At 66.8% G+C, this 24,170-nt stretch carries 29 protein-coding genes; 18 read left to right on the top strand and 11 right to left on the bottom strand.

Features of this window, described 5'->3' with window-relative positions:
- Positions 1-35: 35 nt before the first annotated feature.
- From C8J42_RS11770 to C8J42_RS11730, 9 genes are all read left to right on the top strand, one after another.
- Positions 36-383, top strand: coding sequence for a hypothetical protein (locus C8J42_RS11770; RefSeq protein ID WP_056064121.1), 348 nt, complete (start codon positions 36-38; stop codon positions 381-383).
- On the top strand, positions 380-1,363 hold the full coding sequence (ribD, locus tag C8J42_RS11765) for a bifunctional diaminohydroxyphosphoribosylaminopyrimidine deaminase/5-amino-6-(5-phosphoribosylamino)uracil reductase RibD (protein ID WP_120300953.1): 984 nt from the start codon (positions 380-382) through the stop codon (positions 1,361-1,363). Before C8J42_RS11770 ends, ribD begins: the two co-directional genes overlap by 4 nt.
- Entirely contained in the window at positions 1,363-1,974 is a 612-nt protein-coding gene (locus C8J42_RS11760) for a riboflavin synthase (RefSeq protein ID WP_120300775.1), read from the top strand. The genes ribD and C8J42_RS11760 overlap by 1 nt, the downstream gene beginning before the upstream one ends.
- Positions 1,958-3,112: a 3,4-dihydroxy-2-butanone-4-phosphate synthase gene (ribB, locus tag C8J42_RS11755; RefSeq protein WP_136188794.1), complete on the top strand. Its 1,155-nt coding sequence runs from the start codon at positions 1,958-1,960 to the stop codon at positions 3,110-3,112. Before C8J42_RS11760 ends, ribB begins: the two co-directional genes overlap by 17 nt.
- Positions 3,112-3,534: a 6,7-dimethyl-8-ribityllumazine synthase gene (ribH, locus tag C8J42_RS11750; RefSeq protein ID WP_120300777.1), complete on the top strand. Its 423-nt coding sequence runs from the start codon at positions 3,112-3,114 to the stop codon at positions 3,532-3,534. Before ribB ends, ribH begins: the two co-directional genes overlap by 1 nt.
- Positions 3,531-4,076: a GNAT family N-acetyltransferase gene (locus C8J42_RS11745; RefSeq protein ID WP_133020197.1), complete on the top strand. Its 546-nt coding sequence runs from the start codon at positions 3,531-3,533 to the stop codon at positions 4,074-4,076. The genes ribH and C8J42_RS11745 overlap by 4 nt, the downstream gene beginning before the upstream one ends.
- A complete protein-coding gene (locus C8J42_RS11740) occupies positions 4,069-4,269 on the top strand; it encodes a DUF4169 family protein (RefSeq protein ID WP_133020196.1) in 201 nt (66 codons plus the stop codon). Before C8J42_RS11745 ends, C8J42_RS11740 begins: the two co-directional genes overlap by 8 nt.
- A gap of 403 nt (positions 4,270-4,672) precedes the next feature.
- The gene (locus tag C8J42_RS11735; protein WP_133020195.1) at positions 4,673-5,488 is read left to right on the top strand and encodes a DUF1206 domain-containing protein; all 816 of its coding nucleotides are present in this window, start codon (positions 4,673-4,675) and stop codon (positions 5,486-5,488) included.
- Positions 5,489-5,652: 164 nt separating this feature from the next.
- Entirely contained in the window at positions 5,653-6,027 is a 375-nt protein-coding gene (locus tag C8J42_RS11730; RefSeq protein ID WP_133020194.1) for a hypothetical protein, read from the top strand.
- A 7-nt stretch (positions 6,028-6,034) separates the two neighbouring features.
- Here the strand turns inward: C8J42_RS11730 and C8J42_RS11725 are convergent, their stop codons facing one another.
- Together C8J42_RS11725 and C8J42_RS11720 are read right to left on the bottom strand one after the other, a co-directional pair.
- The gene (locus C8J42_RS11725) at positions 6,035-6,544 is read right to left on the bottom strand and encodes a hypothetical protein (RefSeq protein WP_243644336.1); all 510 of its coding nucleotides are present in this window, start codon (positions 6,542-6,544) and stop codon (positions 6,035-6,037) included.
- Positions 6,545-6,785: 241 nt separating this feature from the next.
- The gene (locus C8J42_RS11720) at positions 6,786-7,874 is read right to left on the bottom strand and encodes an alkene reductase (RefSeq protein ID WP_133020193.1); all 1,089 of its coding nucleotides are present in this window, start codon (positions 7,872-7,874) and stop codon (positions 6,786-6,788) included.
- Between the two features lie 51 nt (positions 7,875-7,925).
- On the opposite strand from C8J42_RS11720, the gene C8J42_RS11715 reads away from it, so the two are divergent.
- The 6 genes from C8J42_RS11715 to C8J42_RS11690 all read left to right on the top strand — a co-directional run bounded on the left by C8J42_RS11715 (position 7,926) and on the right by C8J42_RS11690 (position 14,024).
- A complete protein-coding gene (locus tag C8J42_RS11715; protein ID WP_133020192.1) occupies positions 7,926-8,933 on the top strand; it encodes a DMT family transporter in 1,008 nt (335 codons plus the stop codon).
- Entirely contained in the window at positions 8,930-9,583 is a 654-nt protein-coding gene (locus tag C8J42_RS11710; protein WP_133020191.1) for a COQ9 family protein, read from the top strand. Before C8J42_RS11715 ends, C8J42_RS11710 begins: the two co-directional genes overlap by 4 nt.
- Before the next feature lie 128 nt (positions 9,584-9,711).
- Positions 9,712-9,987: a FeoA family protein gene (locus C8J42_RS11705; protein ID WP_133020190.1), complete on the top strand. Its 276-nt coding sequence runs from the start codon at positions 9,712-9,714 to the stop codon at positions 9,985-9,987.
- Positions 9,988-10,000: 13 nt separating this feature from the next.
- Positions 10,001-11,875 carry a ferrous iron transporter B gene (locus C8J42_RS11700; protein ID WP_056064162.1) on the top strand — a complete coding sequence of 625 codons (1,875 nt, stop codon included), beginning with the start codon at positions 10,001-10,003 and terminating at the stop codon, positions 11,873-11,875.
- 8 nt (positions 11,876-11,883) lie between these two features.
- Positions 11,884-12,486 (top strand): single-stranded DNA-binding protein, encoded by a 603-nt coding sequence (gene ssb / locus C8J42_RS11695; RefSeq protein WP_133020189.1) that lies wholly within the window; start codon positions 11,884-11,886, stop codon positions 12,484-12,486.
- 68 nt (positions 12,487-12,554) lie between these two features.
- The gene (locus tag C8J42_RS11690) at positions 12,555-14,024 is read left to right on the top strand and encodes a PAS domain-containing protein (protein WP_243644400.1); all 1,470 of its coding nucleotides are present in this window, start codon (positions 12,555-12,557) and stop codon (positions 14,022-14,024) included.
- On the opposite strand, the gene C8J42_RS11685 is transcribed toward C8J42_RS11690, so the two are convergent.
- From C8J42_RS11685 to C8J42_RS11670, 4 genes are all read right to left on the bottom strand, one after another.
- The gene (locus tag C8J42_RS11685) at positions 14,014-14,400 is read right to left on the bottom strand and encodes a response regulator (protein WP_120300955.1); all 387 of its coding nucleotides are present in this window, start codon (positions 14,398-14,400) and stop codon (positions 14,014-14,016) included. The two genes, C8J42_RS11690 and C8J42_RS11685, sit on opposite strands and share 11 nt — an antisense overlap.
- Before the next feature lie 93 nt (positions 14,401-14,493).
- A complete protein-coding gene (metW, locus tag C8J42_RS11680) occupies positions 14,494-15,081 on the bottom strand; it encodes a methionine biosynthesis protein MetW (protein WP_133020188.1) in 588 nt (195 codons plus the stop codon).
- Positions 15,078-15,512, bottom strand: coding sequence for a GNAT family N-acetyltransferase (locus C8J42_RS11675; protein WP_133020187.1), 435 nt, complete (start codon positions 15,510-15,512; stop codon positions 15,078-15,080). The genes metW and C8J42_RS11675 overlap by 4 nt, the downstream gene beginning before the upstream one ends.
- The gene (locus C8J42_RS11670) at positions 15,509-16,660 is read right to left on the bottom strand and encodes a homoserine O-acetyltransferase (RefSeq protein ID WP_133020186.1); all 1,152 of its coding nucleotides are present in this window, start codon (positions 16,658-16,660) and stop codon (positions 15,509-15,511) included. Before C8J42_RS11670 ends, C8J42_RS11675 begins: the two co-directional genes overlap by 4 nt.
- 239 nt (positions 16,661-16,899) lie before the next feature.
- On the opposite strand from C8J42_RS11670, the gene hisC reads away from it, so the two are divergent.
- Complete coding sequence (gene hisC, locus C8J42_RS11665) at positions 16,900-18,009, top strand: histidinol-phosphate transaminase (protein WP_133020185.1); 1,110 nt, start codon at positions 16,900-16,902, stop codon at positions 18,007-18,009.
- The gene (locus C8J42_RS11660) at positions 18,009-18,917 is read left to right on the top strand and encodes a prephenate/arogenate dehydrogenase family protein (protein ID WP_133020184.1); all 909 of its coding nucleotides are present in this window, start codon (positions 18,009-18,011) and stop codon (positions 18,915-18,917) included. The genes hisC and C8J42_RS11660 overlap by 1 nt, the downstream gene beginning before the upstream one ends.
- 120 nt (positions 18,918-19,037) lie before the next feature.
- Here C8J42_RS11660 and C8J42_RS11655 read toward each other — a convergent pair whose 3' ends face one another.
- The 4 genes from C8J42_RS11655 to ftsE are packed head-to-tail and all read right to left on the bottom strand — an operon-like array spanning position 19,038 to position 21,857.
- Complete coding sequence (locus tag C8J42_RS11655; RefSeq protein WP_133020183.1) at positions 19,038-19,718, bottom strand: 1-acyl-sn-glycerol-3-phosphate acyltransferase; 681 nt, start codon at positions 19,716-19,718, stop codon at positions 19,038-19,040.
- Positions 19,715-20,251, bottom strand: a complete 537-nt coding sequence (locus tag C8J42_RS11650; protein ID WP_133020182.1) for a YdcF family protein — start codon at positions 20,249-20,251, stop codon at positions 19,715-19,717. Before C8J42_RS11650 ends, C8J42_RS11655 begins: the two co-directional genes overlap by 4 nt.
- Positions 20,248-21,141: a permease gene (locus C8J42_RS11645; RefSeq protein ID WP_133020181.1), complete on the bottom strand. Its 894-nt coding sequence runs from the start codon at positions 21,139-21,141 to the stop codon at positions 20,248-20,250. The genes C8J42_RS11650 and C8J42_RS11645 overlap by 4 nt, the downstream gene beginning before the upstream one ends.
- Positions 21,138-21,857, bottom strand: coding sequence for a cell division ATP-binding protein FtsE (gene ftsE, locus C8J42_RS11640; RefSeq protein WP_056487786.1), 720 nt, complete (start codon positions 21,855-21,857; stop codon positions 21,138-21,140). The genes C8J42_RS11645 and ftsE overlap by 4 nt, the downstream gene beginning before the upstream one ends.
- A 165-nt stretch (positions 21,858-22,022) precedes the next feature.
- On the opposite strand from ftsE, the gene C8J42_RS11635 reads away from it, so the two are divergent.
- The gene (locus C8J42_RS11635) at positions 22,023-22,790 is read left to right on the top strand and encodes an MJ0042-type zinc finger domain-containing protein (protein WP_133020180.1); all 768 of its coding nucleotides are present in this window, start codon (positions 22,023-22,025) and stop codon (positions 22,788-22,790) included.
- Here C8J42_RS11635 and C8J42_RS11630 read toward each other — a convergent pair.
- Positions 22,787-24,151 carry an MATE family efflux transporter gene (locus C8J42_RS11630; RefSeq protein WP_243644334.1) on the bottom strand — a complete coding sequence of 455 codons (1,365 nt, stop codon included), beginning with the start codon at positions 24,149-24,151 and terminating at the stop codon, positions 22,787-22,789. The two genes, C8J42_RS11635 and C8J42_RS11630, sit on opposite strands and share 4 nt — an antisense overlap.
- Positions 24,152-24,170 lie beyond the last annotated feature (19 nt).

The raw sequence follows: 24,170 nt of genomic DNA, 5'->3' as shown, positions 1-24,170 counted from the left end.
GGCCTAGCTGGCTCCGCCCCCCTATCTTGGCGCGCATGGGCTTTTTCAGTCGTTTCTCGCCGATCGCGGCATATCAGGACCTGCGGCTCTTCTTCAGCCAGCGCCGGCCGTACGAGCTGTTTTTTCTCGTGGCCGCGCTCGGCGTCACCAGTTTCCTGATCTACGCGTTCATGAAGGACTCGTACGTCGAGAAGGAATACCGTCCGAAGATCATCTACGTCGAGCAATGGCCCGCCGATCGCACCGATGCGCAGATCGAAGCTCAGCAGAAGATCGACGCACCGATCAAGGCCAAGGCGGTCGCCGAGCAGAAGGCCCGCGAGGACGCGCAACGCGAGTCGTTCAAGCGGCTGGACGACAAGCTGAAGGCCATGGGCATCTGACCCAGGCCGACACGCGCTGGATGGGCGCTGCGCTGGCACTCGCCGAACGAGGCCGAGGTCGAACCGCGCCCAACCCCAATGTCGGCTGCGTGATCGTGCTCGAAGGCCGGGTGGTCGGGCGCGGCTGGACGCAGGTTGGCGGACGTCCGCATGCCGAGGCGATGACGCTGGCCGAGGCTGGCGCGGAGGCTCGGGGGGCTACGGCTTACGTGACGCTGGAGCCGTGCGCACATCAGTCTCCGCGCGGGCCTGCATGCAGCGACCTGCTGATCGAGGCAGGCGTTGCGCGTGTCGTTGCCGCGCTCGAAGATCCCGATGCACGAACGGCAGGGCAGGGTTTTGCCCGGCTGGAGGCCGCTGGCATCGCCGTGACGCGCAGCGTTCGCGCGAACGAAGCTAGACGTTCGATGGCCGGCTTTCTCACCCGGCAGGCGCTCGGCCGCCCGCACGTCACCCTGAAGCTTGCAACATCGCTCGACGGCTGCATCGCGATGGCGGACGGATCGAGCCGCTGGATCACCGGCCCGCAAGCCCGCGCCCACGCGCATCTCGAGCGGAGTCGGCACGAAGCGATCCTCGTCGGGCGCGGCACGTATGACGCCGATGCGCCGCGACTCGACGTGCGGCTACCAGGGCTGGAAGCTCGCGGACCGATGCGCGTGCTTTTATCTTCGACCGCTGAAGACCTGCCCGGTTGGACCGTCATCGCTGCGCCGCAGAACGTCGCTACCCTTCCCCGCGTCGACCACATCCTCGTCGAAGGCGGCGCGGCCGTAGCGTCAGCGTTCCTCGCGGCCGATCTGGTCGACCGCATCCTCCTTTACCGCGCCCCGATCCTGATCGGCGGCGGCAAGCCTGCACTCCGCGACATCGGCCTCACAGACCTGGCCCAAGCACATGGTCGGTGGGCGATCGTCGATGCGCGGCAACTTGGCATGGACCGGCTCGAGGTCTACGAGCGCGAACGAAACGAGGCATAATGTTCACCGGAATCGTCACCGACATCGGCACCGTCACAACCGTGGAATCGCCCGGCGATACGCGTGTAGTCGTGAGCACCGCCTATGATACCGCCACCGTTGATCTCGGCGCGTCGATCTCCTGCTCGGGCGTCTGCCTGACCGTCGTGGATAAAGGCCCGAACTGGTTCGCGGTCGACGTCTCCGGCGAGACGATCAGCCGTACCGCCAAGGATCAGTGGACTGAAGGCCGAAAGTTCAACCTCGAACGCGCGATGAAGCTCGGCGACGAACTCGGCGGCCATATCGTCACGGGCCACGTCGACGGCCTCGGCACCGTCGTCGCGCTCGCGGAGGAAGGCGGCTCGCACCGCGTCACCATCCGCGCTGGCGCCGACATCGCGCCGTTCATCGCACCCAAGGGTTCGGTAACGGTCGATGGCGTCTCGCTCACGGTAAACAGCGTCAAAGACATCGATGGGGAGGTCGAATTCGGCCTCAACATCATCCCGCATACCTGGGCGGTCACCACGCTCGGGACGATCCAGATGGGGCAGTCGGTCAATATCGAGATCGATGTCCTCGCCCGCTATCTCCAACGCATGGAGCATTACCGTGTCAAAGCCAGCTGAATTAGCCCGTCTCAAGCACGGCTATCTGTCGAGCCCCGAAGAGATCATCGACGAGGCGCGCAATGGCCGGATGTTCATCCTGGTCGACGACGAGGACCGCGAAAACGAGGGCGATCTCGTCATCCCCGCGCAGATGGCTACCCCTGAGAAGATCAACTTCATGGCGAAGTTCGGTCGCGGCCTGATCTGCCTCGCGCTGACCAGGGAGCGGACCGAGGAACTTGGGCTCGAACTGATGAGCCGCAACAACGGCACTCGTCACGAGACCGCGTTCACCGTGTCCATCGAGGCGCTCGAAGGCGTCACCACCGGCATCTCCGCCGCCGATCGCGCTCGGACGATCGCGGTGGCGGTCGATGCGACCAAGGGCAAGCCGGACATCGTCACCCCCGGCCACGTCTTCCCGCTGGTCGCGCGCGACGGCGGCGTGCTGATCCGCGCCGGCCATACCGAGGCTGCGGTCGACGTCGCGCGGCTCGCCGGGCTCAACCCCTCGGGCGTGATCTGCGAGATCATGAACGAAGACGGCACGATGGCGCGGATGGACGACCTCGTCACCTTCGCGCAGTTCCACAACGTCAAGATCGGCACGATCCGCGACCTGATCGCGTACCGCCGCCGCCACGATCACCTCGTCGAGAAGCGCGCCGAGGCCAAGTTTACCTCCGAATGGGGTGGCGACTGGAGCGCGCTGACATTCTGGAACAAGGCGACCGGCACCGAGCAGGTCGCGCTGGTCAAGGGCAAGATCGACCCCGCCAAGCCGACGCTGGTCCGCATGCACGCGCTGTCGCCGTTCGCGGACATCTTCGGCGAATCGGGCGATCGCGGTCGTATTCTCGCGCGATCGATGCAGATGATCGCGGACGAGGGCGCTGGCGTGATCGTCGTCATCAACCGGCCGCGCAGCAACACCTTCACCTCGGCCGTGATGAAGAAGGCGGGCGCGGAGATCACCCCGGACATGGAGGAACTGCGCGACTACGGCGTCGGCGCGATGATCCTGACCGAACTCGGCGTCCACGACATGGTGCTGATCACCAACACGCATCACACGCTGGTCGGCCTCGACGGCTACGGCCTGTCAATCGTCGGCGAGCGCCCGATCGCCTCCCTGAACACCGAAAAGAGCAACTGATGGCGCATCTCCTTATCGTCGAAGCCCGGTTCTACGATCACCTCAACGACCTGCTGGTCGAAGGCGCGAAGGCCGCGATCGAAGCCGCCGGCCACACGCACGAGACGATCACCGTGCCCGGCGCGCTCGAAGTCCCTGGCGCGATCGCGCTGGCGGCCGAGAGCGAGACGTTCGACGCCTATGTCGCGCTTGGCGTCGTGATCCGCGGCGAGACCTATCATTTCGAGATCGTCGCGGGCGAGAGCGCACGCGGGATCATGCAGCTGACGATGGACGGCTTGGCCGTCGGCAACGGCATCCTGACCACCGAGAACGAGGCGCAGGCGTTGACCCGCGCGAAGCCCACCGAAGGCGACAAGGGCGGTGGCGCGGCGAACGCGGCGCTGGCGATGCTCGCGCTCAAGGACCGCTTCATCGCATGACCGCGCCGGTGCTCCTGACGGAGCGCCTGTTGCTCCGGCCCTTGGGACCGGAGGATGCCGAGGCGTGGTATGCGTTCCACGTCGATCCCGTCACAATGCGCCATCTCGGTGGTGTTCAGTCGCGCAGCGTCGCCTGGCGTGGGCTGTGTGCGATGGCGGGTGCGTGGAGCATTCGCGGCTTCTCGATGTTCGCGGTGACGCTGCGCGATACCGGCGAATGGATCGGCCGCGTTGGTCCGTGGCAGCCCGAAGACTGGCCGGGTACGGAGATCGGCTGGGGACTGGCATCGCAGTTCGCCGGTCGCGGTTTCGCGCGCGAGGCGGCGACGGCAACGATCGACTATGCGGTGGATGTGCTCGGCTGGACCGACATCATCCACACCATCGCACCTGACAACGCCGAGTCTATAGCCCTCGCGCAACGGCTCGGGTCTACTAATCGCGGCCCAACTAAACTCCCCCCGCCGCTCGAATCGCTGCCGGTGGACGATTGGGGCCAGAGTGCTGCCGACTGGCGGGCGCGGAGAGCAGGGCGTGGGTGACGTGATCAACCTGCGCCTCGTTCGGAAGCAGCGCGCGCGCGAGGCGGCTTCGTCGACGGCGGATCTGAACCGCAGGCTGTTCGGGCAGACGGCAGCGGAGAAGGCCGCGGACGCGGCTGCGAAGGCTCGGATCGAGAGGACGCTCGACGACGCGAGGCTCGATAATCTCACAACGGAAACGTCCGAGGAGTAAACTCGCCCTCACCCTTCCGACAGCAAAGTCGTCCCGGGGCCCCTTACCTTGGCAGCGTCAGACCGAACCAACGTTCGATTTACGATCCTGACCCGCCACAGGAAGGATCGATCAAGTCTGCGCCCTAGAATGGCGAAAATTGTGATGGCTTTGGCGGAACCGAAGGCAGGTCGGCGCGCCGCCCGCAACAACCACAGTGCCGATATCCTTTGAGCAAGTACGTGTCGGTAGTTGTGCGGCATGATGCCTTCCTTGTTCTCCCGCGAAGGCGGGAGCCCAGACTGGATACCCGCATTCGCGGGGAAACAAGATCCTCAGGAGTCGAGCCAACCATCCTCAACTGCCTCACCACAGGAACGTCACGCGCGTCGCGCCGTTATGCCTCCGTAACAAAGGGGCTGTCATGATTTCGGATGCGAATGCGACGTTGCTCGCCAAACTCGGCTTCGCCGCGCGTGGGGTGGTGTATATTCTCGTCGGCTGGTTCGCGGTCGACGCGGCGTTGCGCGGTGGCGAGATCGCCGACAACCAGGGCGCGATCGGGTCGATGGCGGACGAGGCGTTCGGCCCGGTGCTGCTCGCGATCGTCGCCGCCGGCCTGCTCGGCTATGCGATCTGGCGACTGACCGAGGCCGCGGCGAACCCCGAGCAGATCGGCAGCGACGTCAAGGGCAACCTCAAGCGGATCGGCCACGTCGTCAGCGGAATCGCGCATCTGATTCTCGCCTGGACCGCCGCCAAGCTCGCCATGAAGACGGGATCGCGCGACGCCGCCGTCTCACCCGGGGACGAGAGTGCGCGCGACTGGACCGCGTTGCTACTCGACCAACCGGCCGGACGTGTTCTGGTCGGCGCCGTCGCAGTCGGCGTACTGGTCGCCGCCTTCCAGCAGGCGCAGAAGGCGTGGCGCGGTGACTTCATCCACGATCTGCGTGGCGACGCTCCCGCGCCCGGTTATGTCTGCACGATGGGGAGGATCGGCTACGGGGCGCGGGCGCTCGTGTTCCTAATCGTCGCCGGGCTGTTCGGATTAGCTGCATGGACCGCGCATGCCAGCGACGCGGGCGGCGTGGCCGAGGCACTGGAACGGCTGCAATCGCAACCGGGCGGCAAGTGGTTGCTCGCGCTGACCGGTATCGGGCTGGCGCTGTTCGGCGCGTACAGTCTGGTCGAGGCGCGCTTCCGCCGGATCCATGTCGACCTGCCGGGTACCGATTAGAGCTTTCTTCTCTCCCATGTCCCCTCCCCGTTAAGGCGGGGGGCCAACGATGGCGTTCGTGTCCTTGGCTCCTGCCCTCGCGGAAGAACGACAATGATAGCCAGCGGCAAAAGATCACGGGTGCATCAGGGGATCGTTAAGCCGCGGACGTTACGGAGATCGTCATGTACACGATCAGCTTCGACGTCCCGACCAAGACACTCAACATCGTCACCGAGGGGTTCTGGTCGGTCGCGACGACGGCGGCGTTCTCAGCGGAACTGCTAGCTCGGGGATCGGCAGCGCGGCTGTATCACGGCCGGTTCGTCGTGCTCGCCGACCTGCGAAAGGCCGCCATCCAGCCGTTGAAGGTCGTCGATGCGCTCGAAGCGATGATGCCCAAGGCGTTGAAGGTGACGTCGGCGCCGATCGCTGCGGTAGTCGCGTCGCATTTGGCGAAGCTCCAGACCGAGCGCTATCTCAAGGCCGAAAACTGCCGGACGTTTCTCGATATCGACGAGGCAAGGCAGTGGCTCGCGGACGACGGCCACGCCGGCTGAAGGGCCTTCAGTCATGCGCGGTCTTCGCCGGTGGTGCCGTTTCCAGCAAGGCCGCCTCGACCTCTTCGATCGTGATGCCGAACGCGCCGGCGAGCCCTGCCACCGACGCGCCGCGATCGGCGAGCGTGCGAATACGCGCGGTGTCGACGATGGTCTTGTAGCTACGCGTGTCGCGGTCAGTCTTCGATTCTTCGCCACTCCGCGCGAGCGCGCCCGAGCGGCGGCGCTTCGAGATCTTCAGCGCCTCGACGTCGTTGGTCGGCGGCGCGTTTAACCGCGCCTTGATCCGCTGATCCTCCTCGATCCGCCGGCTTTCGCGGGCGTGTTCGCGTTCCTGGGACTGGAGATCACGTTGGGCGGCGCGCGATTCGGATCGCTGTTCGGACGCGGCAAGCCGCTCCTTTGCGCGCTGCTCGCGGCCGTTGGCACGCTCCTCCGCGCGCTTTGCGGCCCGGTCGGCGGTGCCGGGCATGAGCGCCCCCGTTCCCCTGCCGCCGCTCGGCCAGCCGTCGGTCATTAGATATCCTGTCGTCACCGGTACGCTACCCAGAGCGCGGAAGCGCGCTGCTAGGCGATGGCGGCGCGGGTGACCAGAGGCAGCCCTTCGTGATCCTCCCCCGCCAGGGGGAGGTGTCGCCGTAGGTGACGGAAGGGGGGGGACACGGAACGGACGTTGGCGCACGCCTCCCCCTCCGTCAGGCTGGCGCCTGCCACCTCCCCCTGGCGGGGGAGGATCGAGCGTCAGCCTCATTCACCGCTTACGCGTTCGCAGTCTCGAGCGCAGGGTAGTCGATGTAGCCCTCGGGACCCTGGCTGTACCACGTCTTCGCATCGTCCTTCGCGAGCGGCGCGCCGGTGCGCAGACGCTCGGGGAGGTCCGGGTTGGCGATGAACGTGCGACCGAAGGTGATCGCGTCGGCATTGCCCGAATCAAGCTCGGCCTGTGCCTCCTCGACGGTCGTGTAGTCCGAGTTCACGATCAGCACGCCGTTGAACACCTTGCGGATCGCCGGGCTGAGCTTCGGCACGTCGGTCTTGCCGAACGTACCATCGGGACCGGGCTCGCGCAGTTCGAGGAACGCGATGCCGAGATCGGACAGCGCCTTGGCAGCGGCGGTGAACAGCGCCTCGGGGTTGCTGTCGTCGACACCCTGCGAATCGCCGTTGGGCGACAGGCGGACGCTGACGCGGTCGGCCCCTGCGACCGAGATCACGCGCTCGGCGACTTCACGGAGCAGGCGGACGCGGTTCTCGATTCCGCCGCCATATTCGTCGGTACGGAAATTGGCGTTGTCGCGCAGGAACTGGTCGATCAGATAGCCATTGGCCGCGTGGATCTGCACGCCGTCAAAGCCGGCCGCCAGCGCGTTCTTCGTTGCCAACTCATAGTCGTTCAGCAGGCGCGGGATCTCGTTGGTCTCGAGCGGACGTGCGACCTCGAAGTCCTTCTTGCCCTCGAACGTGTGGGCCTGGCCTTCGGTCGCGGTTGCCGACGACGACACGGGCTGCGTCTCGTACACCGACGAATGGCCCTGGCGACCCATGTGCCACAGCTGTGCGACGATCCGGCCGCCGGCGGCATGGACCGAGTCGGTGACGGGCTTCCAGGCGGCGACCTGCGCATCGGTCCACAGACCCGGCGCGAACGGCCAGCCAAGACCTTCGCGGCTGATGCCGGTGGCTTCCGAGATGATCAGGCCGGCGCTCGCACGCTGCGTGTAATACTCGACCATGATGTCGGTCGGCACCGCATCCCTGTCGGCACGCCCGCGGGTGAGCGGCGCCATGATGATGCGGTTCGGCGCGTCGACGGCACCAAGGGTAATCGGATCGAATAGGCTAGGCATGGAAGCTCCTTATTGGCCTGACGGGCGGAAGATAGGAGGCTACAGGGCGGCATGCATCGCCCCGACCCGCAAAGATTATCTAGCGTGCCCGATACGCCGCACGGTTTGACGCCGCCCAGTTCTGCACCAACTGCGCAAAGTGTTGCCGCGCCGGGACTTATCGCCTTCGCTGCGCTGGTGGTGGCGAACGTTGCGCTCGCGTTCGGGCCGTGGTTCGTGCGCGCGACCGAGGTCGGACCGGTGGCCGCGGGGTTCTGGCGGCTGACGCTGGCGGTGCCGTTCCTGATCGCATTGGCGGTCCAGCAGGGCGCACGGCCGACCCGGTTGAGCCGCGGCGTGTGGATCGGGTTGATCGTCGGCGGCGTGTGTTTCGCGGCCGATCTCGGCGCGTGGCATCTCGGCATCCGGCGCACGACGCTCGCCAATGCGACGCTGTTCGGCAACGCCGCGACGCTGATCTTTCCGATCTACGGCTTCCTGATCGCGAAGACGTGGCCGACACGGACTCAAGGCTGGGCGCTGGTACTGGCGGCGACGGGCGCTGCGCTGTTGCTGGGTCGCTCGTATCAGCTCGATGCGAAGAACCTCGTCGGCGACCTGCTCTGCATCCTCGCGGGGCTGCTCTACACGGTCTATTTCATCCTGATGGCGCGGGCGCGGGCGACGTTGGCGCCGCTCTCCGCGCTGACTTTATCGACGCTGGCAGGGATCGTGCCGCTGCTCGTGTTCGCGCTGGCGATGGGTGAGCGGGTGATGCCGACGCACTGGGGGCCGCTGATCGGGCTCGCTCTGTGCAGCCAGGTGCTGGGCCAGGGGTTGATGATCTATGCGCTCGGCCGCTTCTCGCCGCTGGTGATCGGGATCGCGTTGCTGATCCAGCCGGTGGTCGCCGGCGTGGTGGGCTGGCTGGTGTACGGCGAACGGCTCGGCGCGGCGGATCTGGTCGGCGTCGTGATGGTGGCGGTCGCGCTGGTGCTCGTCCGCCGGGGACCTCCCCCGGAAGTCCCCCTTGAAGACGCGCTTGATACGCCTGATTTTGAACGGCAGGAGACGGTATGACCCAGGACCTTACGCTCGACGAAATCCGCGCAAAGCTCGCCCCCGGCATCGCCGCCAATGCGGCGTTCGACGGCTGGAGCGACGCCGCGCGCGACATGGCCGCGCAGGCGGAGGGGATCGACACCGACATCGCGGCGCTCGCGTTCAAGGACGGCCCGGTCGACATGATCGACGCGTGGTTCGCGCATATCGACGGCGTGATGCTGACCACGGTCCCGCCCGAGCGGTTGGCGCTCATGAAGATCCGCGAGAAGATCACCGCGCTGGTCGAGGCGCGGCTCGACGCGACGTCGATCGATCGCGAATCGCTGCGGCGTGCGTTAGCGATCCTCGCGCTTCCGCAGAACCTGGCGAAAGCGACGCGGCTTGGCTGGCGGACGGTCGACACGATCTGGCGCGCGGCCGGCGACGTCGCGACCGACTATAATTACTACACCAAGCGCACGATCCTGCTCGGCGTGTACGCGTCGACGATCACGGTGTTTCTCGACGACGAGAGCGAGGGCCTCGCAGAGACCCGCGCATTCCTAGGTCGTCGGATCAACGGGATCATGCAGTTCGAGAAGGCCAAGGCCGGGTTCCTCAAGCGCACCGAACACGGTTTCAGCCTGTCGCGATTCGTCGGCCGCCTGCGCTATCCGACTGCCTGAAGCCACCAACACTCGGCTAAGTGTCTCTGTATTCTGACTTTCATCCGGATGGCGGGACGTCGAGGCGATCGTAACCCACGACGGTTAGGGCTTCCCTTTCCCGGGCGTTACTGATAATCAGTCGCATCATGGACACTCGCACCGATCGTTCCGTCAGCCTCGAAACGCTGCCTCGCAAGCAGCATGGCATCGTTGCCGCGATCGAATGGGCGCGACTTGCCGATCCCGAGGCGCGCCGACTGCGCGAATTGGGTTTCGACGAGGGTGTCGATGTCGAGGTTTTGCACCGCGCGACGCTGGGCCAAGGCCCGATCGCCTGCCGGATCGGCCGCATGACCGTCGCGCTGCGCCGCGCGGTCGCCGGTGCGATCCAGGTCTCGCCCATGCCAGCCGCAGCAGAATAATCAGCCCTACATTATGAATGCAGCACCGCTGGTTGCGCTGGTCGGCAATCCCAATGCCGGCAAAAGCGCGCTGTTCAATGCGCTGACGGGTGCACGCCAGAAGGTCGGAAATTATCCCGGCGTCACGGTGGAGCGGAAAGTCGGGCGGCTGATGCTCGACGACGGCCGGCCGATCGAACTGGTCGACCTGCCCGGCGCGTACAGCCTCGAACCCTCCTCCCCCGACGAGCGGGTCACGCGCGACGTCGTCACTGGTACGCAGGACGGCGAACGCCTGCCTGACGCGCTGGTCGTCGTCGTCGATGCCGCCAATCTCGACAACCACCTCCGCTTCACGCTTCAGCTGATCGCGCTCGGCCTGCCGGTCGTCGTCGCGCTCAACATGGTCGATCTCGCCGAGCGCGACGGGCTGAAGCTCGACCCCAAAGTGCTGGAACGCGAACTCGGCGTGCCGGTGATCCCGACCGTCGCGGTGCGCAAGCGTGGCCTCGACGAACTGAAGGCGGCGCTGTCCGGCATCGTCGTCAACGGGCCGATGCGGCTCCGCAAATCCGACGGCAGCGTTCAGGACGACATCGTCACGCTCCAGCGCCGCGCCCGCCAGATCGCGACGTCCGCGACCGTCTCCGAGACGCAGGTCCGCCGCTGGACGCACATGCTCGACGCGGTCGCGCTGCACCCGGTTGCCGGCCCGATCCTGCTGCTCGCGATCATGTTCCTGATGTTCCAGGCGGTGTTCAGCTGGGCACAGCCGTTCATGGACGCGATCGATGCGGGCTTCACCGCGTTGCAGGGGTTCCTGACCGCCGAACTGCCCGACTCGCTGCTTCGCTCGCTGCTGGTCGACGGCGTGATCGCCGGCGTCGGCGCGGTGATCGTGTTCCTGCCGCAGATCCTGATCCTGTTCCTCTTCATCCTCGTGCTCGAGGCGAGCGGCTACATGGTCCGCGCGGCGTTCCTGATGGACCGCGTGATGGCGAGCGTCGGCCTGTCGGGCCGCGCGTTCATCCCTTTGCTGTCGAGCTTCGCCTGCGCGATTCCGGGCATCATGGCGACGCGGACGATCGACGACGAGAAGGACCGGCTGACCACCATCCTGATCGCGCCGCTGATGACGTGCTCGGCGCGCCTGCCGGTCTACACGCTGATCATCGGTGCGTTTATTCCCAATACGCAGGTGCTGCCGTTCGTCGGGTTGCAGGGGCTGGTGATGCTCGGCCTGTACGTCATGGGCATCGTCGGCGCGTTCGTCGCCGCGCTGGTGCTGCGCCGGACGGTGACCAAGGGCGTGTCGTCGGGCTTCATGATGGAGATGCCGAAATACCAGTGGCCGCAGTGGCGCGACGTCGGCATCGGCCTGTGGAGCCGCGCGCAGATCTTCCTGAAGCGCGCCGGCGGCATCATCCTGACCTCGACGATCATCCTGTGGGTGTTGCTGAGCTTTCCCAAGCCGCCCGAACAGCCCGCCGGTGCGCCGAAGATTTCGGCGGTCGATTATTCGGTCGCGGGCCGCATCGCCAACGGCATCGCGCCGATCTTCGCGCCGATCGGCTTCAACCGCGACATCGTCCTCGCGCTGATCCCGGCGATGGCCGCGCGTGAAGTCGCGGTCGCGGCGATCGGCACGGTCTATGCGATCGACGATCCCGACAGCAACCAGGGCGGTAAGGCGATGATCGAGAACCTGCGCGGCCGCTGGAGCCTGCCGACCGCGCTCGCCTTCCTGATGTGGTTCGTGTTCGCACCGCAGTGCATTTCGACGATCGCCGTCACCCGTCGCGAGACCAATGGCTGGAAATGGCCCGCCTTCATGGTTGGCTATTTGTTCGCCGCCGCCTACATCATGGCCGGAATCACATATTGGCTGGCGGTGTTCGCCGGCCTCTGAGGGGCATCATGGCAGGCAGCGTCAACAAGGTCATCATCGTCGGCAATCTGGGTCGCGACCCGGAGAGCAAGGCGTTCCAGAACGGCGGCAAGGTCGTCAATCTGCGCATCGCGACATCGGAGTCCTGGAAGGACAAGATGTCGGGCGAGCGCAAGGAAAAGACCGAATGGCATTCGGTCGCGATCTTCAACGAAGGTCTCGCGAACGTCGCCGAAAAGTATCTCCGCAAGGGCTCGAAGGTCTATATCGAGGGCGCGCTCCAGACCCGGAAGTGGCAGGACGCGCAGGGCCAGGACAAGTATTCGACCGAGATCGTGTTGCAGGGCTTCAACAGCGTGCTGACGATGCTCGACGGCCCGAACGGTGGCGGCGCAGGCGGTGGTGCAGGCGGCGGCGGTGGTAGCCGTGGCGGTGGCGGTGGCGACGACTGGGCCGGCGGCGGCGGCGGCAACGACTTCGGCGGTGGTTCGTCGGGCGGCGGTTACGGCGGCGGTGGTGGTCGCGGTGGTAGCGCACCCTCGGGCGGCGGTAGCGGTGGCGGCGCACGCGGCGGCAGCTTCGGCCAGACTGGCGGCTTCTCGGACGATCTCGACGACGACGTGCCGTTCTGATCTCTGTGACGACGCTGTATTCCGTTCCCAAGACCGCCTCGTTCGACGAGGCCGAGCGCTCCCGCGTGATCTCGGCCTACGACGTCGCCGGTGCGCGCGCGAAGGGCCAGCTCGACGATATCGTGGCGTTCGCCGCCGAACTGTGCGGCGCACCGGTCGCGTTGCTGAGCCTGGTTGAAGAGGAATATCAGCGTTTCCTGGCGCGGACCGGCTTCGACCTGGAGCAGACTCCGCGCAGCATGTCGTTCTGCGCGCACGCGATGCACCATCACGAAGTGATGGAAGTGCCCGACGCGCAGGCCGACCCGCGTTTCGTCGACAATCCGCTGGTGACGGGCGAGCCCTATGTGCGCTTCTACGCGGGCGCGCCGCTCGTCTCCAGCGAGGGCGTGCCGCTGGGTGCGCTTTGCGTGCTTGCGAACGAGCCTCGCGAAGGCCTGACCCGGTTCCAGCGCGACGGGCTTACGCTGCTGGCGAAGGCGGCGATGGGCCGGCTGGACGACCGCCGCACCGCACGCGAGCAGGCGATGGCCGAGGCCGAGGCACGCCGCACGCTCGAGGCGAGCGACCTCAAGTTTCGCACGCTCGCCGACACGATGCCGCAGATGGTGTGGTCGACGCTGCCCGACGGCTTCCATGATTACTTCAACGCGCGCTGGTACGAGTTCACCGGCACGCCCGTGGGAACGACCGATGGCGAAGGATGGAACGACATGTTCCACCCCGACGACCAGGATCGCGCCTGGGCGATCTGGCGCCAGTCGCTCGAAACCGGCGAGCCGTACAACATCGAATACCGGCTGCGGCATTTCGACGGGACGTACCGCTGGGTGCTAGGGCGCGCGCTGCCGGTGCATGATGAAAGCGGCGCGATTCAGCGCTGGTTCGGGACCTGCACCGATATCCACGAACAGAAGCTCGCCTATGAAGAACGCGAGATCATCAGCCAGGAGCTGAGCCACCGCATCAAGAACATCTTCGCGGTGATCGCCGGGCTGATCGCGTTTTCCGCGCGGGGGAAGCCCGAGTTCGCGGGGATCGCGACCGATTTGCGTCACCGGATCAACGCGCTCGGCCGCGCGCACGACTTCGTCCGCCCGCACAGCGCCAACTCGCGTCCGGCTGCCGCGCAGAACAGCCTGCACGGCCTGTTGCAGGAATTGTTCGAACCGTATCAGCGGATCGACGGCGTGCGTATCAGCGTGACGGGCGACGACGTCAGCATCGACGATCGTTCGGCCACGCCGCTTGCTTTGATGTTCCACGAGCTTGCGACCAACGCGACGAAATACGGGGCGCTGGCGACCGAACTCGGCACGGTTCGGATCACTGTCACGGCCAACGACGAGACGGTGGCGCTGAACTGGTGTGAGCAGGGTGGCCCGTCCGTCACGACGCCGACGACGCCAGCGGGCTTCGGCACACAGTTGATCGAGATGAGCGCCGTACGCCAGTTGGGTGGTAGCGTGAGTCGGACTTGGAATAACGAGGGGCTGATCGTCGACCTGACGATCCCGAAAGCTGCGTTCAGCCGTTAGCTACCCGAATCACGTCGTCATGGGCGATAGGATCGTCGTTGCAGGCCAACGCCGCCGCGGCCAAAATCGCTGCGTCGCTGAACGGCTTGCGGATGTACCCGAGGCACTCCGCATCGCCGATCTGCGCAGGGTTGGCAGTCACGAACACGACCTTGACGCCGTAATCCTGCGCCATCCGCTTGGCGATCTCCGGCCCGGTCGGTCCGTCGCGCAGGTTGATGTCTACGAACGCGAAGTTGCAACCCGGCGCCGCCGCGATCGCGCTGTCTCGGTCCGCCGCGATCCCCGCGACGCCGTAACCAGCATCCATCAGAATTCTCTCGAGATCTAGTGCAACGAAAATCTCGTCTTCGACAATGAGGGCGGTCTTGGTCATCGGCGGAGTAACCAGTCGCCCACCGATCGGTTCCGCAATTTTGGTGATTTGGATCAACGGTTCGTCCCGATATGGTCCAACTCTTACAAACGATTACCGTCGCAGCAGGAACACCGCATGCTCGGCAAGCAGGTTGGCACCGCCCGCGCCGGTGCGCTTGTCACCCGACAGGAACCAGGCGCCCTCGACGGTGATCCCGCGCGCTTTCACGAAGGCGCGGAAGTCGTCGATCGTGACGTGGTGGATGTTCGGCGTGTCGTACCAGCTCTCGGGCAATTGCCGCGTCACCGGCATCCGCCCGCCCCACAGCAGCGACAGCCGTACACGCCAATGCGCGAAATTAGGGAAGCTGACGAACGCGCGGCGGCCGATCCTCAGCAGATGATCGAGCACGAGATCAGGCGCGCGCGCGGTCTGCAACGTCTGGCTGAGGATCGCATAGTCGAAGCTGCCGTCGGGATAGCCGGCAAGGTCGATATCCGCATCGCCCTGGATCACCGACAGCCCGCGTGCGACCGCCGAGGCCACGTTGTGCGCATCGATCTCCAGCCCGCGCGCATCGACATCGCGGGTATCGCGGAGTGCGGCCATGAGCGCGCCATCGCCACAGCCGATGTCGAGCACGCGACTGCCCTGCGCGACGTTCTCGGCGATTACGGCAAGGTCAGTACGTAAGTTCATGGTGCGGTCCGGAGTTGCTCGGCTAAGCCCGGAGCGAGGCGTTCCATGTAGCGATCGGCGCGGACCAGCGGATGGAAGCCAAGATTCGCATACACGCCATGCGCGTCGGCGGTGACGAGGCCGAACCGCCGCAGTCCGGCGAACGACGGATGGTCGAGGAACCAGCTTACCATCTGGCGCCCTAGCCCCTGCCCGCGCACGGATTCCTCGACCCATACGTCCGCCAGCCACGCGAAGGTCGCGTGATCGGTGATCATCCGCGCGAACCCGACCTGCGCTTCGTCTTGGTATGCGCCAAGGCAATGCGAGCCGGCGATCGCCCGTTCGACCAGACCGCGCTCGATCCCTGGCGACCAGTAACTGCTCGCCAGCCAGCCGTGGATTCGGTCGACCTGCAACTTGCTCGCGTCGTCGGACAGGATGATCGTCATCGGCCGGCCCTCAGGAAGCCGTCGACCACCCGGTTGAGATCGGGCGCCTCCAGCAGGAACGCGTCGTGGCCGTACGGGCTCGCAAGTTCGACGAAACTGACCGGCGCGCCCGCTGCATTGAGCGCCTGAACGATCGCGCGCGACTCGGCCGTCGGGTAGAGCCAGTCGGTGTCGAAACTGACGAGGCAGAACCGCGATTTGGTCGCACGAAACGCATTGGCGAGCAGCCCGCCATGCTCTTCGGCCAGATCGAAATAATCCATCGCGCGCGTGATGTAGAGGTACGAGTTCGCATCGAACCGGTCGGTGAAGGCGAGCCCCTGGTGGCGCAGATAGCTCTCGACCTGGAAATCCGCGTCGAACCCGAACGACTTCGCGTCGCGCGCCTGAAGCCGCCGCCCGAACTTCTCGGTCAGCCCCGCCTCGGACAGATACGTGATGTGCGCCGCCATCCGCGCGACCGCGAGCCCGGCGGTCGGTGCGTCGTCATCGTGATACTCACCCCCCCGCCAGTTCGGATCGGCCATCACCGCCTGCCGCCCGACCTCGTGGAACGCGATGTTCTGCGCGGTATGCCGCGCGGTCGAGGCGATCACGACGCACGCCTTCACGCGGTCGGGGAAGGTCGCGGGCCAGCTCAGCGCCTGCATCCCGCCCATCGATCCGCCGACCACCGCGTGGAGCACGCCCACGCCGAGATGGTCGAGCAGCATCGCCTGCGCACGCACCATGTCGCGGATCGTGATGACCGGGAAACTCATTGCCCACGGCCGTCCGGTTGCCGGGTTGATCGTCGCGGGTCCCGAAGTGCCCATGCAGCTGCCGAGCACGTTGGCGCAGACGATGAAGTGGCGCGCAGGGTCGATCGGTTTCCCCTCGCCGACCATCCGCGTCCACCAGCCGGGCTTGCCGGTACGCGGGTGGTGCGAGGCGACATGCTGGTCGCCGGTCAGCGCGTGGCAGATCAGGATGGCGTTCGACGCATCGGCGTTGAGCGTGCCGTAGGTCTCGTAGGCGATATCGACCGGCGACAGCAGCACGCCGCCATCTAGGCGCAACGGCCCCGGCAACGTGACGCGGCGCGCGAGGCCGAAGCGCTGGTCGGTGTCATGGCCGGTCTCGGGGTCGATGGCAGGCGTTTCGAGCATGCCGCGCGCTACCATAGGGGGCCACGGTCATGCCAGCGCCGCTTCCTCGATCCTCCCCCGCAAGGGCGAGGTGGCTGGCGCTTGCCAGACGGAGGGGAGGAAATGAAAGCAGCTGTTGCGTTACCCTCCCCCTCCGTCGCCTTCGGCGCCACCTCCCCCTGGCGGGGAGGATCGTAAAGGTCGCCCCCCACGCACAAAGATTTGCCACCGCGGCACACCGCCCGCTATGTCCCGCGGCCATGACAAACATCACGCCCGCCCCTGCGCCGAAGCCCTGGATCCTGGGGATCGCGCCGTACACGCCCGGCCGCTCGACGACCGACGATGGCCGCACGGTGATCAAGCTGTCGTCGAACGAGAACCCGCTCGGCACCAGCCCTGCCGCGAAGGCCGCATTCGATGCCGCCGACCGCACGCTGGAACGCTATCCCGACGCGGGCGCGGTCGAACTGCGCGAGGCGCTGGCGGCGCATTACGACCTCGATCCGGCGCGCGTGATCTACGGCACCGGCTCCGACGAGATCCTCCATCTCGTCGCGGGCGCCTATGCGGGCCCCGGCGACGAGATCATCCACGTCCGCTACGGCTTCGCGGTGTACGAGATCGCGACGCGCCGCGTCGGTGCCGAGCCGGTGATCGTAGACGACCGCGACTATGCGACCGACGTCGACGCGATCCTCGCCGCCGTCACCGAGCGTACGCGCGTCGTGTTCGTCGCCAACCCGAACAACCCGACCGGCACGTTCACGCCGCGGGCGGAAATCGCACGGCTGCATGCGGGGCTGCCGAAGTCGGTGCTGCTCGTGCTCGACCAGGCCTATGCCGAATATCTGTCGCCGGAAGAGGACGATGCGGGCCTGGCGCTGGCGATGACCGAGGCGAACGTCCTCGTCACGCGCACCTTCTCGAAGATCCACGGGCTGGCGGCCGAGCGGATCGGCTGGGGCTATGCCTGCGCGCCCATCATCGACGCGATGCACCGCATTCGCGCACCGTTCAACGTCACCACCGCAGGCCAGGCCGCCGCTGTCGCCGCGATCGCCGACACCGCTTTCGTCGACGCGACGCGCGCGCATAACGACACGTGGCGTGGCTGGTTCGTCGAGCAGATCGGGCAGATGGGCAATGCCGGGCTTCGTGCCGTACCGTCCAAGGCGAACTTCGTGCTCGTGCTGTTCGAGGGTAAGCTGACCGCCGACGCCGCGTATCACGGGCTGATGGACGCGGGCTACATCGTCCGCTGGCTGCCGGGCCAGGGCCTTCCCAACGCACTGCGCATCACGATCGGCACCGAGGCGGAAACGCACGGCGTCACCGCGGCGCTGCGCAATCTGGTCGAAGCCGCCTGATGCTCCCGTTCGCGCGCGTCACGATCATCGGGCTGGGACTGATCGGCTCGTCGGTGGCGCGCGCGGTGCAGGCGACGATGCCGACGGTCCGCGTCACCGGCTACGATGCCGATGCGACCGTGCGCGAAGCCGCGGACCGGCTGCAGTTCTGCGACGACGTCGCGGACTCGGCGGGGGCAGCGGTGATCGACGCCGACCTGGTGATCCTGTGCGTGCCGGTCGGGATCATGGGCGAGGTCGCTGCCGAGTTCGCGGCCGAACTGCCGGCGGATGCGATCGTCAGCGACGTCGGCAGCTGTAAGGCGGAGATCGTCCGCGCGCTTACTGAAGCGCTACCGAACGCGACCGTCATCCCTGCGCACCCGGTCGCAGGCACCGAGCGGAGCGGTCCGGAGGCTGGTTTCGCGACGCTGTTCCGCCACCGCTGGTGCATCGTCACGCCCCCCGAAGGCGCCGACCCGGTCGCAGTCGAGCGCGTGTCCGAATTCTGGCGCAGGCTTGGCGCGCAGGTCGAGACGATGGCGCCCGAGCATCACGACCGCGTCCTCGCCGTCACGAGCCATCTGCCGCATCTGATCGCCTACACGATCGTCGGCACCGCGGGCGATCTGGAGGCAGTGACGCAGTCGGAGGTCATCAAATATTCGGCGGGCGGGTTTCGCGATTTCACACGAATCGCAGCGTCGGACCCGACGATGTGGCGCGACATCTTCCTCAACAACCGCGAGGCGGTGTTGGAGATGTTGCAGCGCTTCTCGGAGGATCTGAGCCATCTCCAGCGTGCGATCCGCTGGGGCGATGGCGATGCGCTGTTCGACCTGTTCACGCGGACTCGGGCGATCCGCCGGAGCATCGTCGAGCAGGGGCAGGACGACGACGTGCAGGATTTCGGGCGTACGCATGGGTAAGAGTAACCACCCCGGCGGAGGCCGGGGCCCAGTTGGGTAGGCCAGAGTAACAGCTCGCAACGCACATTAGCGACATCGCCCAACTGGCCCCGGCCTTCGCCGGGGTGGTGCCTCCCCAACCTAATCCAGCGCGTTCATCGCCGCGTGGACCCGCTGCTCCGCTTCCTCACGCGGCAGGCCAGGCGGCACCACTTCGCCGAACCGGAAAGTGATCACACCCGGCAGCTTCGGCCCCTTTTTCGGCCACACCAGCCCGCTGTCGCAGGCGATCGGCACCGTCGGCATCTTCAGCGCGCGATACAGCCCCGCAAACCCCGGCTTCAGCGGCGGATGCTCGCCCGGCGACACCCGCGTCCCCTCCGGAAAGATCAGGATCGAGCGTCCGGTCGCCTTCGCCGCGGTTGCCTCGCGCATCATGTTCCGCATCGCCTTGGCCGACGCCTCGCGGTCGACGACGATCGCGCCGTAGCGCCGTGCAGCCCAGCCCCAGGCCGGGATATCCGCCAGTTCGCGCTTCAACACGATCGCCGGGCCATCGAGCAAACGCTGCAACTCGAGCGTCTCGAACATCGCCTGGTGCTTGCACGCGTAGAACGCCGGCTCGGTCGGCCGTGTCCCCTCCACGCGGATATGCACACCGAGAATCCACCGCGCGCACCAGCGATGGAAACGCGTCCAGATCGTCGAATGCACGATCACCGCATGCGATCCGAACAACGCCGAGATCGGCACGGTCACCACGATCGGCACCGAGATCGTGTAGAAAACGAGCATGAACGCCCAGTTACGCAGCCAGATCATCCGCCAAATCCAATCCACAATGCGATCCGGCGAAGGATCAACTTGTTATATTCGTTGACCAAAGTCCCAAGGCGCGGTGTTCCCGGCACCCCGTCGCCGAGGATCACGACATTCTTGTCGAGCGCCGCAGCCAGTTCCATTCGCGCGCGCGCGACGTGCCAGTCCGACGTCACCAGCCGCACCGACCGGTATTTGTGCACGCGCACCCACTGCGCGGTTTCCTCGGCGTTCGAGCGCGTATCGACCGCGTCCGCGCCAAGATCGATGCAGCATGCGAACAACGCGGGCGACGTCCGATACTCCAGCGCGAGATCGATCGGCCGCACCCCCGGCGCGACTCCCGTCACGAGCATTCGCTTCGCCTGATGATCGCGGAGCAGCGCGATGCCGCGGTCGATCCGCCCTGCCCCCCCCGTCGGCACGACGATAGCGTCGGACGTGAACCCGTCGAGCGGCTTGGGCAGCAGCAGCATGAACAGCGCGAAGCCGAACGCCCAGGCGAGCGCCATGATGCCGAACAGCCGGACGATCACAGGATATGCCTCAGTGCACGGACGATCGTCACGCGGGCGGCGAGCGTGGCGAGGACGACGAACGCGATCGGCAGTATCGCCAGCGCCACCCAGTCGACTCCGCCCAGCGTCACTCCGCCGAGCAGTTCCGAACCCAGTCCGTGCAACCGGATCCCGACGAACGCGACCACCAGCAACGCCGCGACACCGCCGCCGAGTCCGCCGATGGTCGCGTCGAGCGCGATCCGCCGCTGGAACAGGCGCGCGACCTGGAGATCGGTCGAGCCGAGCATGTGCATCACCGCAATCGTCTCGCGGTGCGTCTCCAACCCCGCGCGCGCGGCCAGCACGACGACCGCAGCCGTGGCACTCGCCATCAGCAGCACCAGCGCCAGCGCAAGGAACGTCAGCGAGCGCATCACGTCGTTGACCGGCGACATCCAGCTTTCGTGGCGGTCGACGCGGACGATCGGGCTCAGGCGGCGGACACTGGTCGCAACGCGCGTGGCGGCCACCTCGTTGTGGTCGGCGAGGTCGACATCGATCATGGCGGGCACCGGCAATTGCGGGTCCGCACCATCCGACCCGAGCCAGGGTTGCAGCAGTCGCGTGAGTTCGGCGCGGTCGACCGGCGTCGCCGTCGCCACCGCCGGCATCGTCCGCAGCGCAGCCAGCACGCGCGCCGCGACGGCATCTCGGCGCACGGGATCGCCATCGACGACCTGAACCGTCAGCCGCCCCGCCAGTTGCCGGTCGAGCAAGCGCGCCGCACCCGCGGTCGCCAGCCCCAAGGCGGCGGCGAGCATCGTCAGGAACAGCATGATCGCCATTACCCACGTCATCGCGCGCAGGCCGCCCGCTTCGTCGAGCACGCGGCGTTCGACCGACGATCGCGCCTTCGACGCCCTCATGAATCGGGCCGCGTCGGTGGGTAGCGGAGCGAACCCGTCGGATCGAGCAATCGCCCACGATCGAGCCGCATCATCTGCGCGCCCGGTATCCGCCCCAGCAGATGGAAGTCGTGCGTCGCGACCACGACGGTCGTGCCCAGCTTGTTGAGCGATTCGAACAGGTGGAGCAGTCGCTCGGCCATGTCGGGATCGACGTTGCCGGTCGGCTCGTCCGCGACCAGGATCTCGGGGCGCGCGATCACCGCGCGGGCGATTGCGACGCGCTGCTGCTCGCCGCCCGACAATGTTGCCGGCCGCGCATCCGCACGCTCGGTCAGTCCGACCCAGGCGAGCATCTCGCGCACCGGTTGCTCGATATCCGCCTCGGGCATCCCCGCCACGCGCAACGGCAGCGCGATATTGTCCCAGGTCGACAGATGCGGGACGAGCCGGAAATCCTGGAACACGACGCCGATCCGCCGCCGAAATCCGGGCAGGCGATCGCGCGACAACACCACCGCATCCTCGCCGAACAGCCGGATCACGCCGCGGGTTGGGCGCTGCGCAAGATACAACAGCTTGAGCAACGAGGTCTTCCCCGCCCCACTCGCGCCGGTGAGGAAGTAGAACGCGCCGCTGCGCAGCGTGAAGCTGAGGTCCGCCAGCGTCTCCGGCCCTGCGTCCGGACCCGTGCCGTAGCGAAGCCCGACATTCTCGAATTGGACGATATTCGCCATGACGTGGTTGCGCCCGCTCTCGCCCGCTTGTTGCCCGTGCCAATGCCCGTATCGGCGCTTTCGCATGAAAGCGCGCGCCGCTTCAAGCTTGCCACATATGCGGGCCGCGTGCTTATTCGGCACGAGATACGGTCGCGCTCCGGCGGCCGCTGGTGAAGCGTACCCATGATCCTCCAATGTCCCGAGTGCAGCACGCGCTATCTGGTCCCCGACAGCGCGATCGGGACCGAGGGGCGCACCGTGCGCTGCGCCAATTGCAAGCATAGCTGGTTCCAGGCCGCCGCACCGGACGTCGAGGATGCGCTGGAGCTCCCGGAATCTACCCCGCTGGCGCCCGCACCGCCACCGCTGGCCCCGCTGGCAAGGCCGCCGATCGCGGAGCCGGTCGAACGGTTCGCGCCGTTCGCTCCTGCCGCACCGGTCGCGCCCGAGCCTGCGGTGGTAGCACCCACATTCGTTCCGCCGGCAACGCCGCAGATCGAGAACCTGCCGGTTCGCCTGCGTCGCAACACGACGCGGCGCTGGACGATCGTCGCGGTGCTGGCCGGGCTGCTGATGCTGATCGCAGCGGGAGCGATCGTGTATCTCGGTGCACCGGGCGTCGCGGCCAAGCTCGGTCTCGGAACCGGCAGCGACGAGACTCCGCTGCGGCTGCGCGACAATCCGATCGAGCGGCGCGAACTGGATAATGGCTCAGAGCTGTTCGCGGTCAGTGGCCAGGTCACCAACCCGTCGAACCAGCGCCAGCGCGTGCCCGACATCCGCGCCGAACTTCGCGATGCGCAGGGGCGGGTGGTGTATAGCTGGACGATCACCCCGCAGCAGCGGACGTTGGCGCCGGGCGGTGCGATCGACTTCAACTCCGCGACGCTGAACGTGCCGGCGAACTCGAAGCGCCTCGAACTGAGCTTTGCCGGCGAGGCGACGCGCTAGGCGCGCCGCAAACGTCGACTTACGATCCAGAACCGCGCGCCGTGCAACAGCGCGGCGGTCAGCATCCCCAGCCCGGAGGCATAGACCAGCCCCATCGGCCCCACGCCAGCGCGCACAAGCCACCAGCCCGCGCCGCCGGTGACGATGAAATACGCTACGATGCTGTTCACCCCCGCCACGACCTGATCGCCGAGCGAGCGGAGCGCGTAGACCAGTACCACCTGCGCGCCGTCGAACAGGATGAACGGCGCCCACACCGGCAGCATCGCCAGCGCGACCGCATGAGTCGCGGCATCGGCCGGAAACGCCGCAACGATCGGCCCCCGCGCGACGATCAGGACGATCCCGCACACCCCCAACGCGAGCATCGACAGCCCGGTCGCGATCAGCGCGCGCGAGATACCGGCCTTGGGATCGCCCTCGCCCACCGCATTGCCGACACGGACGCCACACGCGGAGCCAAGCCCAAGCGCCAACCCGAACGTGACGTTGTGGACCGAGAACACGATCTGGAACGCGTGCGCGACGTCGTCGCCGAACTGCGTCGACAGTGCGATCAGGATCGAGAAGCCGGCAAGCTCCAGGCCGGAAGCAACGGCTGGCACGATCCCGAACACTGCCAGCGCCGCGATCCCGGCTGGCACCCCGCGCCAGGCGGCCAGATCGATTCGCTGAACGCCGCGCTCCTTTGCGCGCGGCAAGGTCAGCGCCACAGCGATCATCCCCACCGCCCCCAATCCCGACGCGATCGCGGTGGCCGTCGCTGCCCCGACCGCGCCCATCACCGGCAGCCCGAGATGACCGCCCGACATCGCCCATGCGAGTACGGCGTTCAGCGGAAGGATCGACAGATTCACCACCGCGACACGGCGTGGCCGGCTGACCCCCTCCAGGAAGAAGCTCGCGGCGACGATCATCAGCTGCGGCGGATAGGTGAACGCCATCACCCGCACGACCCGGCCGGCCGGCTCGACCAGCGCAGGCGCGACGCCGAGTCCCGCGAGCATGCCGTCCGCGAACACGAACATCACGCCGCCGACCACCAGCCCGAGCAGCAGCCCCAGCACCAGTCCTTCGCGAAGTACCTGCCCGGTCCGCGGCAGATCCCCTGCCCCGTCGGCGCGCGCGGTATGAACGAGCACGCCCGACAGCCATGCGAGACCGGTGACGATCGCGATAAACGTCAGCGACCGGCTGGCACCCAGCGCCGCAACCTCATGCGCGCTGACCAGCCCGACGACGATCACGTCGGTGACGTGGAGGATCGTCCAGTTGAGGCTCGTCAGCATCACCGGCCAAGCCAGTGCGAGGATGCGCCGTGTTTCAGCCTGCGTATCGTTCGAGAGAAAGGGCGCGGGCATTGTTTGCGGTACTGGACGA

Source organism: Sphingomonas sp. PP-CE-1A-559, assembly GCF_004340965.1.
Taxonomy (GTDB): Bacteria; Pseudomonadota; Alphaproteobacteria; order Sphingomonadales; family Sphingomonadaceae; genus Sphingomonas.
The sequence above is the reverse complement of the archived record's forward strand: the minus strand, read 5'-3'. Positions and strand labels throughout refer to the sequence as shown.

What these genes read in the sequence shown, in the direction of transcription:
- C8J42_RS11725 (WP_243644336.1), bottom strand. Translation starts at nt 6,544, where the DNA reads ATGACCGACGGCTGGCCGAGCGGCGGCAGGGGAACGGGGGCGCTCATG.
- metW (WP_133020188.1), bottom strand. Translation starts at nt 15,081, where the DNA reads ATGAACTTACGTACTGACCTTGCCGTAATCGCCGAGAACGTCGCGCAG.
- ftsE (WP_056487786.1), bottom strand. Translation starts at nt 21,857, where the DNA reads ATGGCGAATATCGTCCAATTCGAGAATGTCGGGCTTCGCTACGGCACG.
- C8J42_RS11675 (WP_133020187.1), bottom strand. Translation starts at nt 15,512, where the DNA reads ATGACGATCATCCTGTCCGACGACGCGAGCAAGTTGCAGGTCGACCGA.
- C8J42_RS11685 (WP_120300955.1), bottom strand. Translation starts at nt 14,400, where the DNA reads ATGACCAAGACCGCCCTCATTGTCGAAGACGAGATTTTCGTTGCACTA.
- ribH (WP_120300777.1), top strand. Translation starts at nt 3,112, where the DNA reads ATGGCGCATCTCCTTATCGTCGAAGCCCGGTTCTACGATCACCTCAAC.
- C8J42_RS11735 (WP_133020195.1), top strand. Translation starts at nt 4,673, where the DNA reads ATGATTTCGGATGCGAATGCGACGTTGCTCGCCAAACTCGGCTTCGCC.
- C8J42_RS11630 (WP_243644334.1), bottom strand. Translation starts at nt 24,151, where the DNA reads ATGCCCGCGCCCTTTCTCTCGAACGATACGCAGGCTGAAACACGGCGC.
- C8J42_RS11710 (WP_133020191.1), top strand. Translation starts at nt 8,930, where the DNA reads ATGACCCAGGACCTTACGCTCGACGAAATCCGCGCAAAGCTCGCCCCC.
- C8J42_RS11715 (WP_133020192.1), top strand. Translation starts at nt 7,926, where the DNA reads ATGCATCGCCCCGACCCGCAAAGATTATCTAGCGTGCCCGATACGCCG.
- C8J42_RS11705 (WP_133020190.1), top strand. Translation starts at nt 9,712, where the DNA reads ATGGACACTCGCACCGATCGTTCCGTCAGCCTCGAAACGCTGCCTCGC.
- C8J42_RS11770 (WP_056064121.1), top strand. Translation starts at nt 36, where the DNA reads ATGGGCTTTTTCAGTCGTTTCTCGCCGATCGCGGCATATCAGGACCTG.
- C8J42_RS11645 (WP_133020181.1), bottom strand. Translation starts at nt 21,141, where the DNA reads ATGAGGGCGTCGAAGGCGCGATCGTCGGTCGAACGCCGCGTGCTCGAC.
- hisC (WP_133020185.1), top strand. Translation starts at nt 16,900, where the DNA reads ATGACAAACATCACGCCCGCCCCTGCGCCGAAGCCCTGGATCCTGGGG.
- C8J42_RS11700 (WP_056064162.1), top strand. Translation starts at nt 10,001, where the DNA reads ATGAATGCAGCACCGCTGGTTGCGCTGGTCGGCAATCCCAATGCCGGC.
- C8J42_RS11720 (WP_133020193.1), bottom strand. Translation starts at nt 7,874, where the DNA reads ATGCCTAGCCTATTCGATCCGATTACCCTTGGTGCCGTCGACGCGCCG.
- C8J42_RS11655 (WP_133020183.1), bottom strand. Translation starts at nt 19,718, where the DNA reads ATGATCTGGCTGCGTAACTGGGCGTTCATGCTCGTTTTCTACACGATC.
- C8J42_RS11745 (WP_133020197.1), top strand. Translation starts at nt 3,531, where the DNA reads ATGACCGCGCCGGTGCTCCTGACGGAGCGCCTGTTGCTCCGGCCCTTG.
- C8J42_RS11730 (WP_133020194.1), top strand. Translation starts at nt 5,653, where the DNA reads ATGTACACGATCAGCTTCGACGTCCCGACCAAGACACTCAACATCGTC.
- C8J42_RS11635 (WP_133020180.1), top strand. Translation starts at nt 22,023, where the DNA reads ATGATCCTCCAATGTCCCGAGTGCAGCACGCGCTATCTGGTCCCCGAC.
- C8J42_RS11760 (WP_120300775.1), top strand. Translation starts at nt 1,363, where the DNA reads ATGTTCACCGGAATCGTCACCGACATCGGCACCGTCACAACCGTGGAA.
- ssb (WP_133020189.1), top strand. Translation starts at nt 11,884, where the DNA reads ATGGCAGGCAGCGTCAACAAGGTCATCATCGTCGGCAATCTGGGTCGC.
- C8J42_RS11670 (WP_133020186.1), bottom strand. Translation starts at nt 16,660, where the DNA reads ATGCTCGAAACGCCTGCCATCGACCCCGAGACCGGCCATGACACCGAC.
- C8J42_RS11660 (WP_133020184.1), top strand. Translation starts at nt 18,009, where the DNA reads ATGCTCCCGTTCGCGCGCGTCACGATCATCGGGCTGGGACTGATCGGC.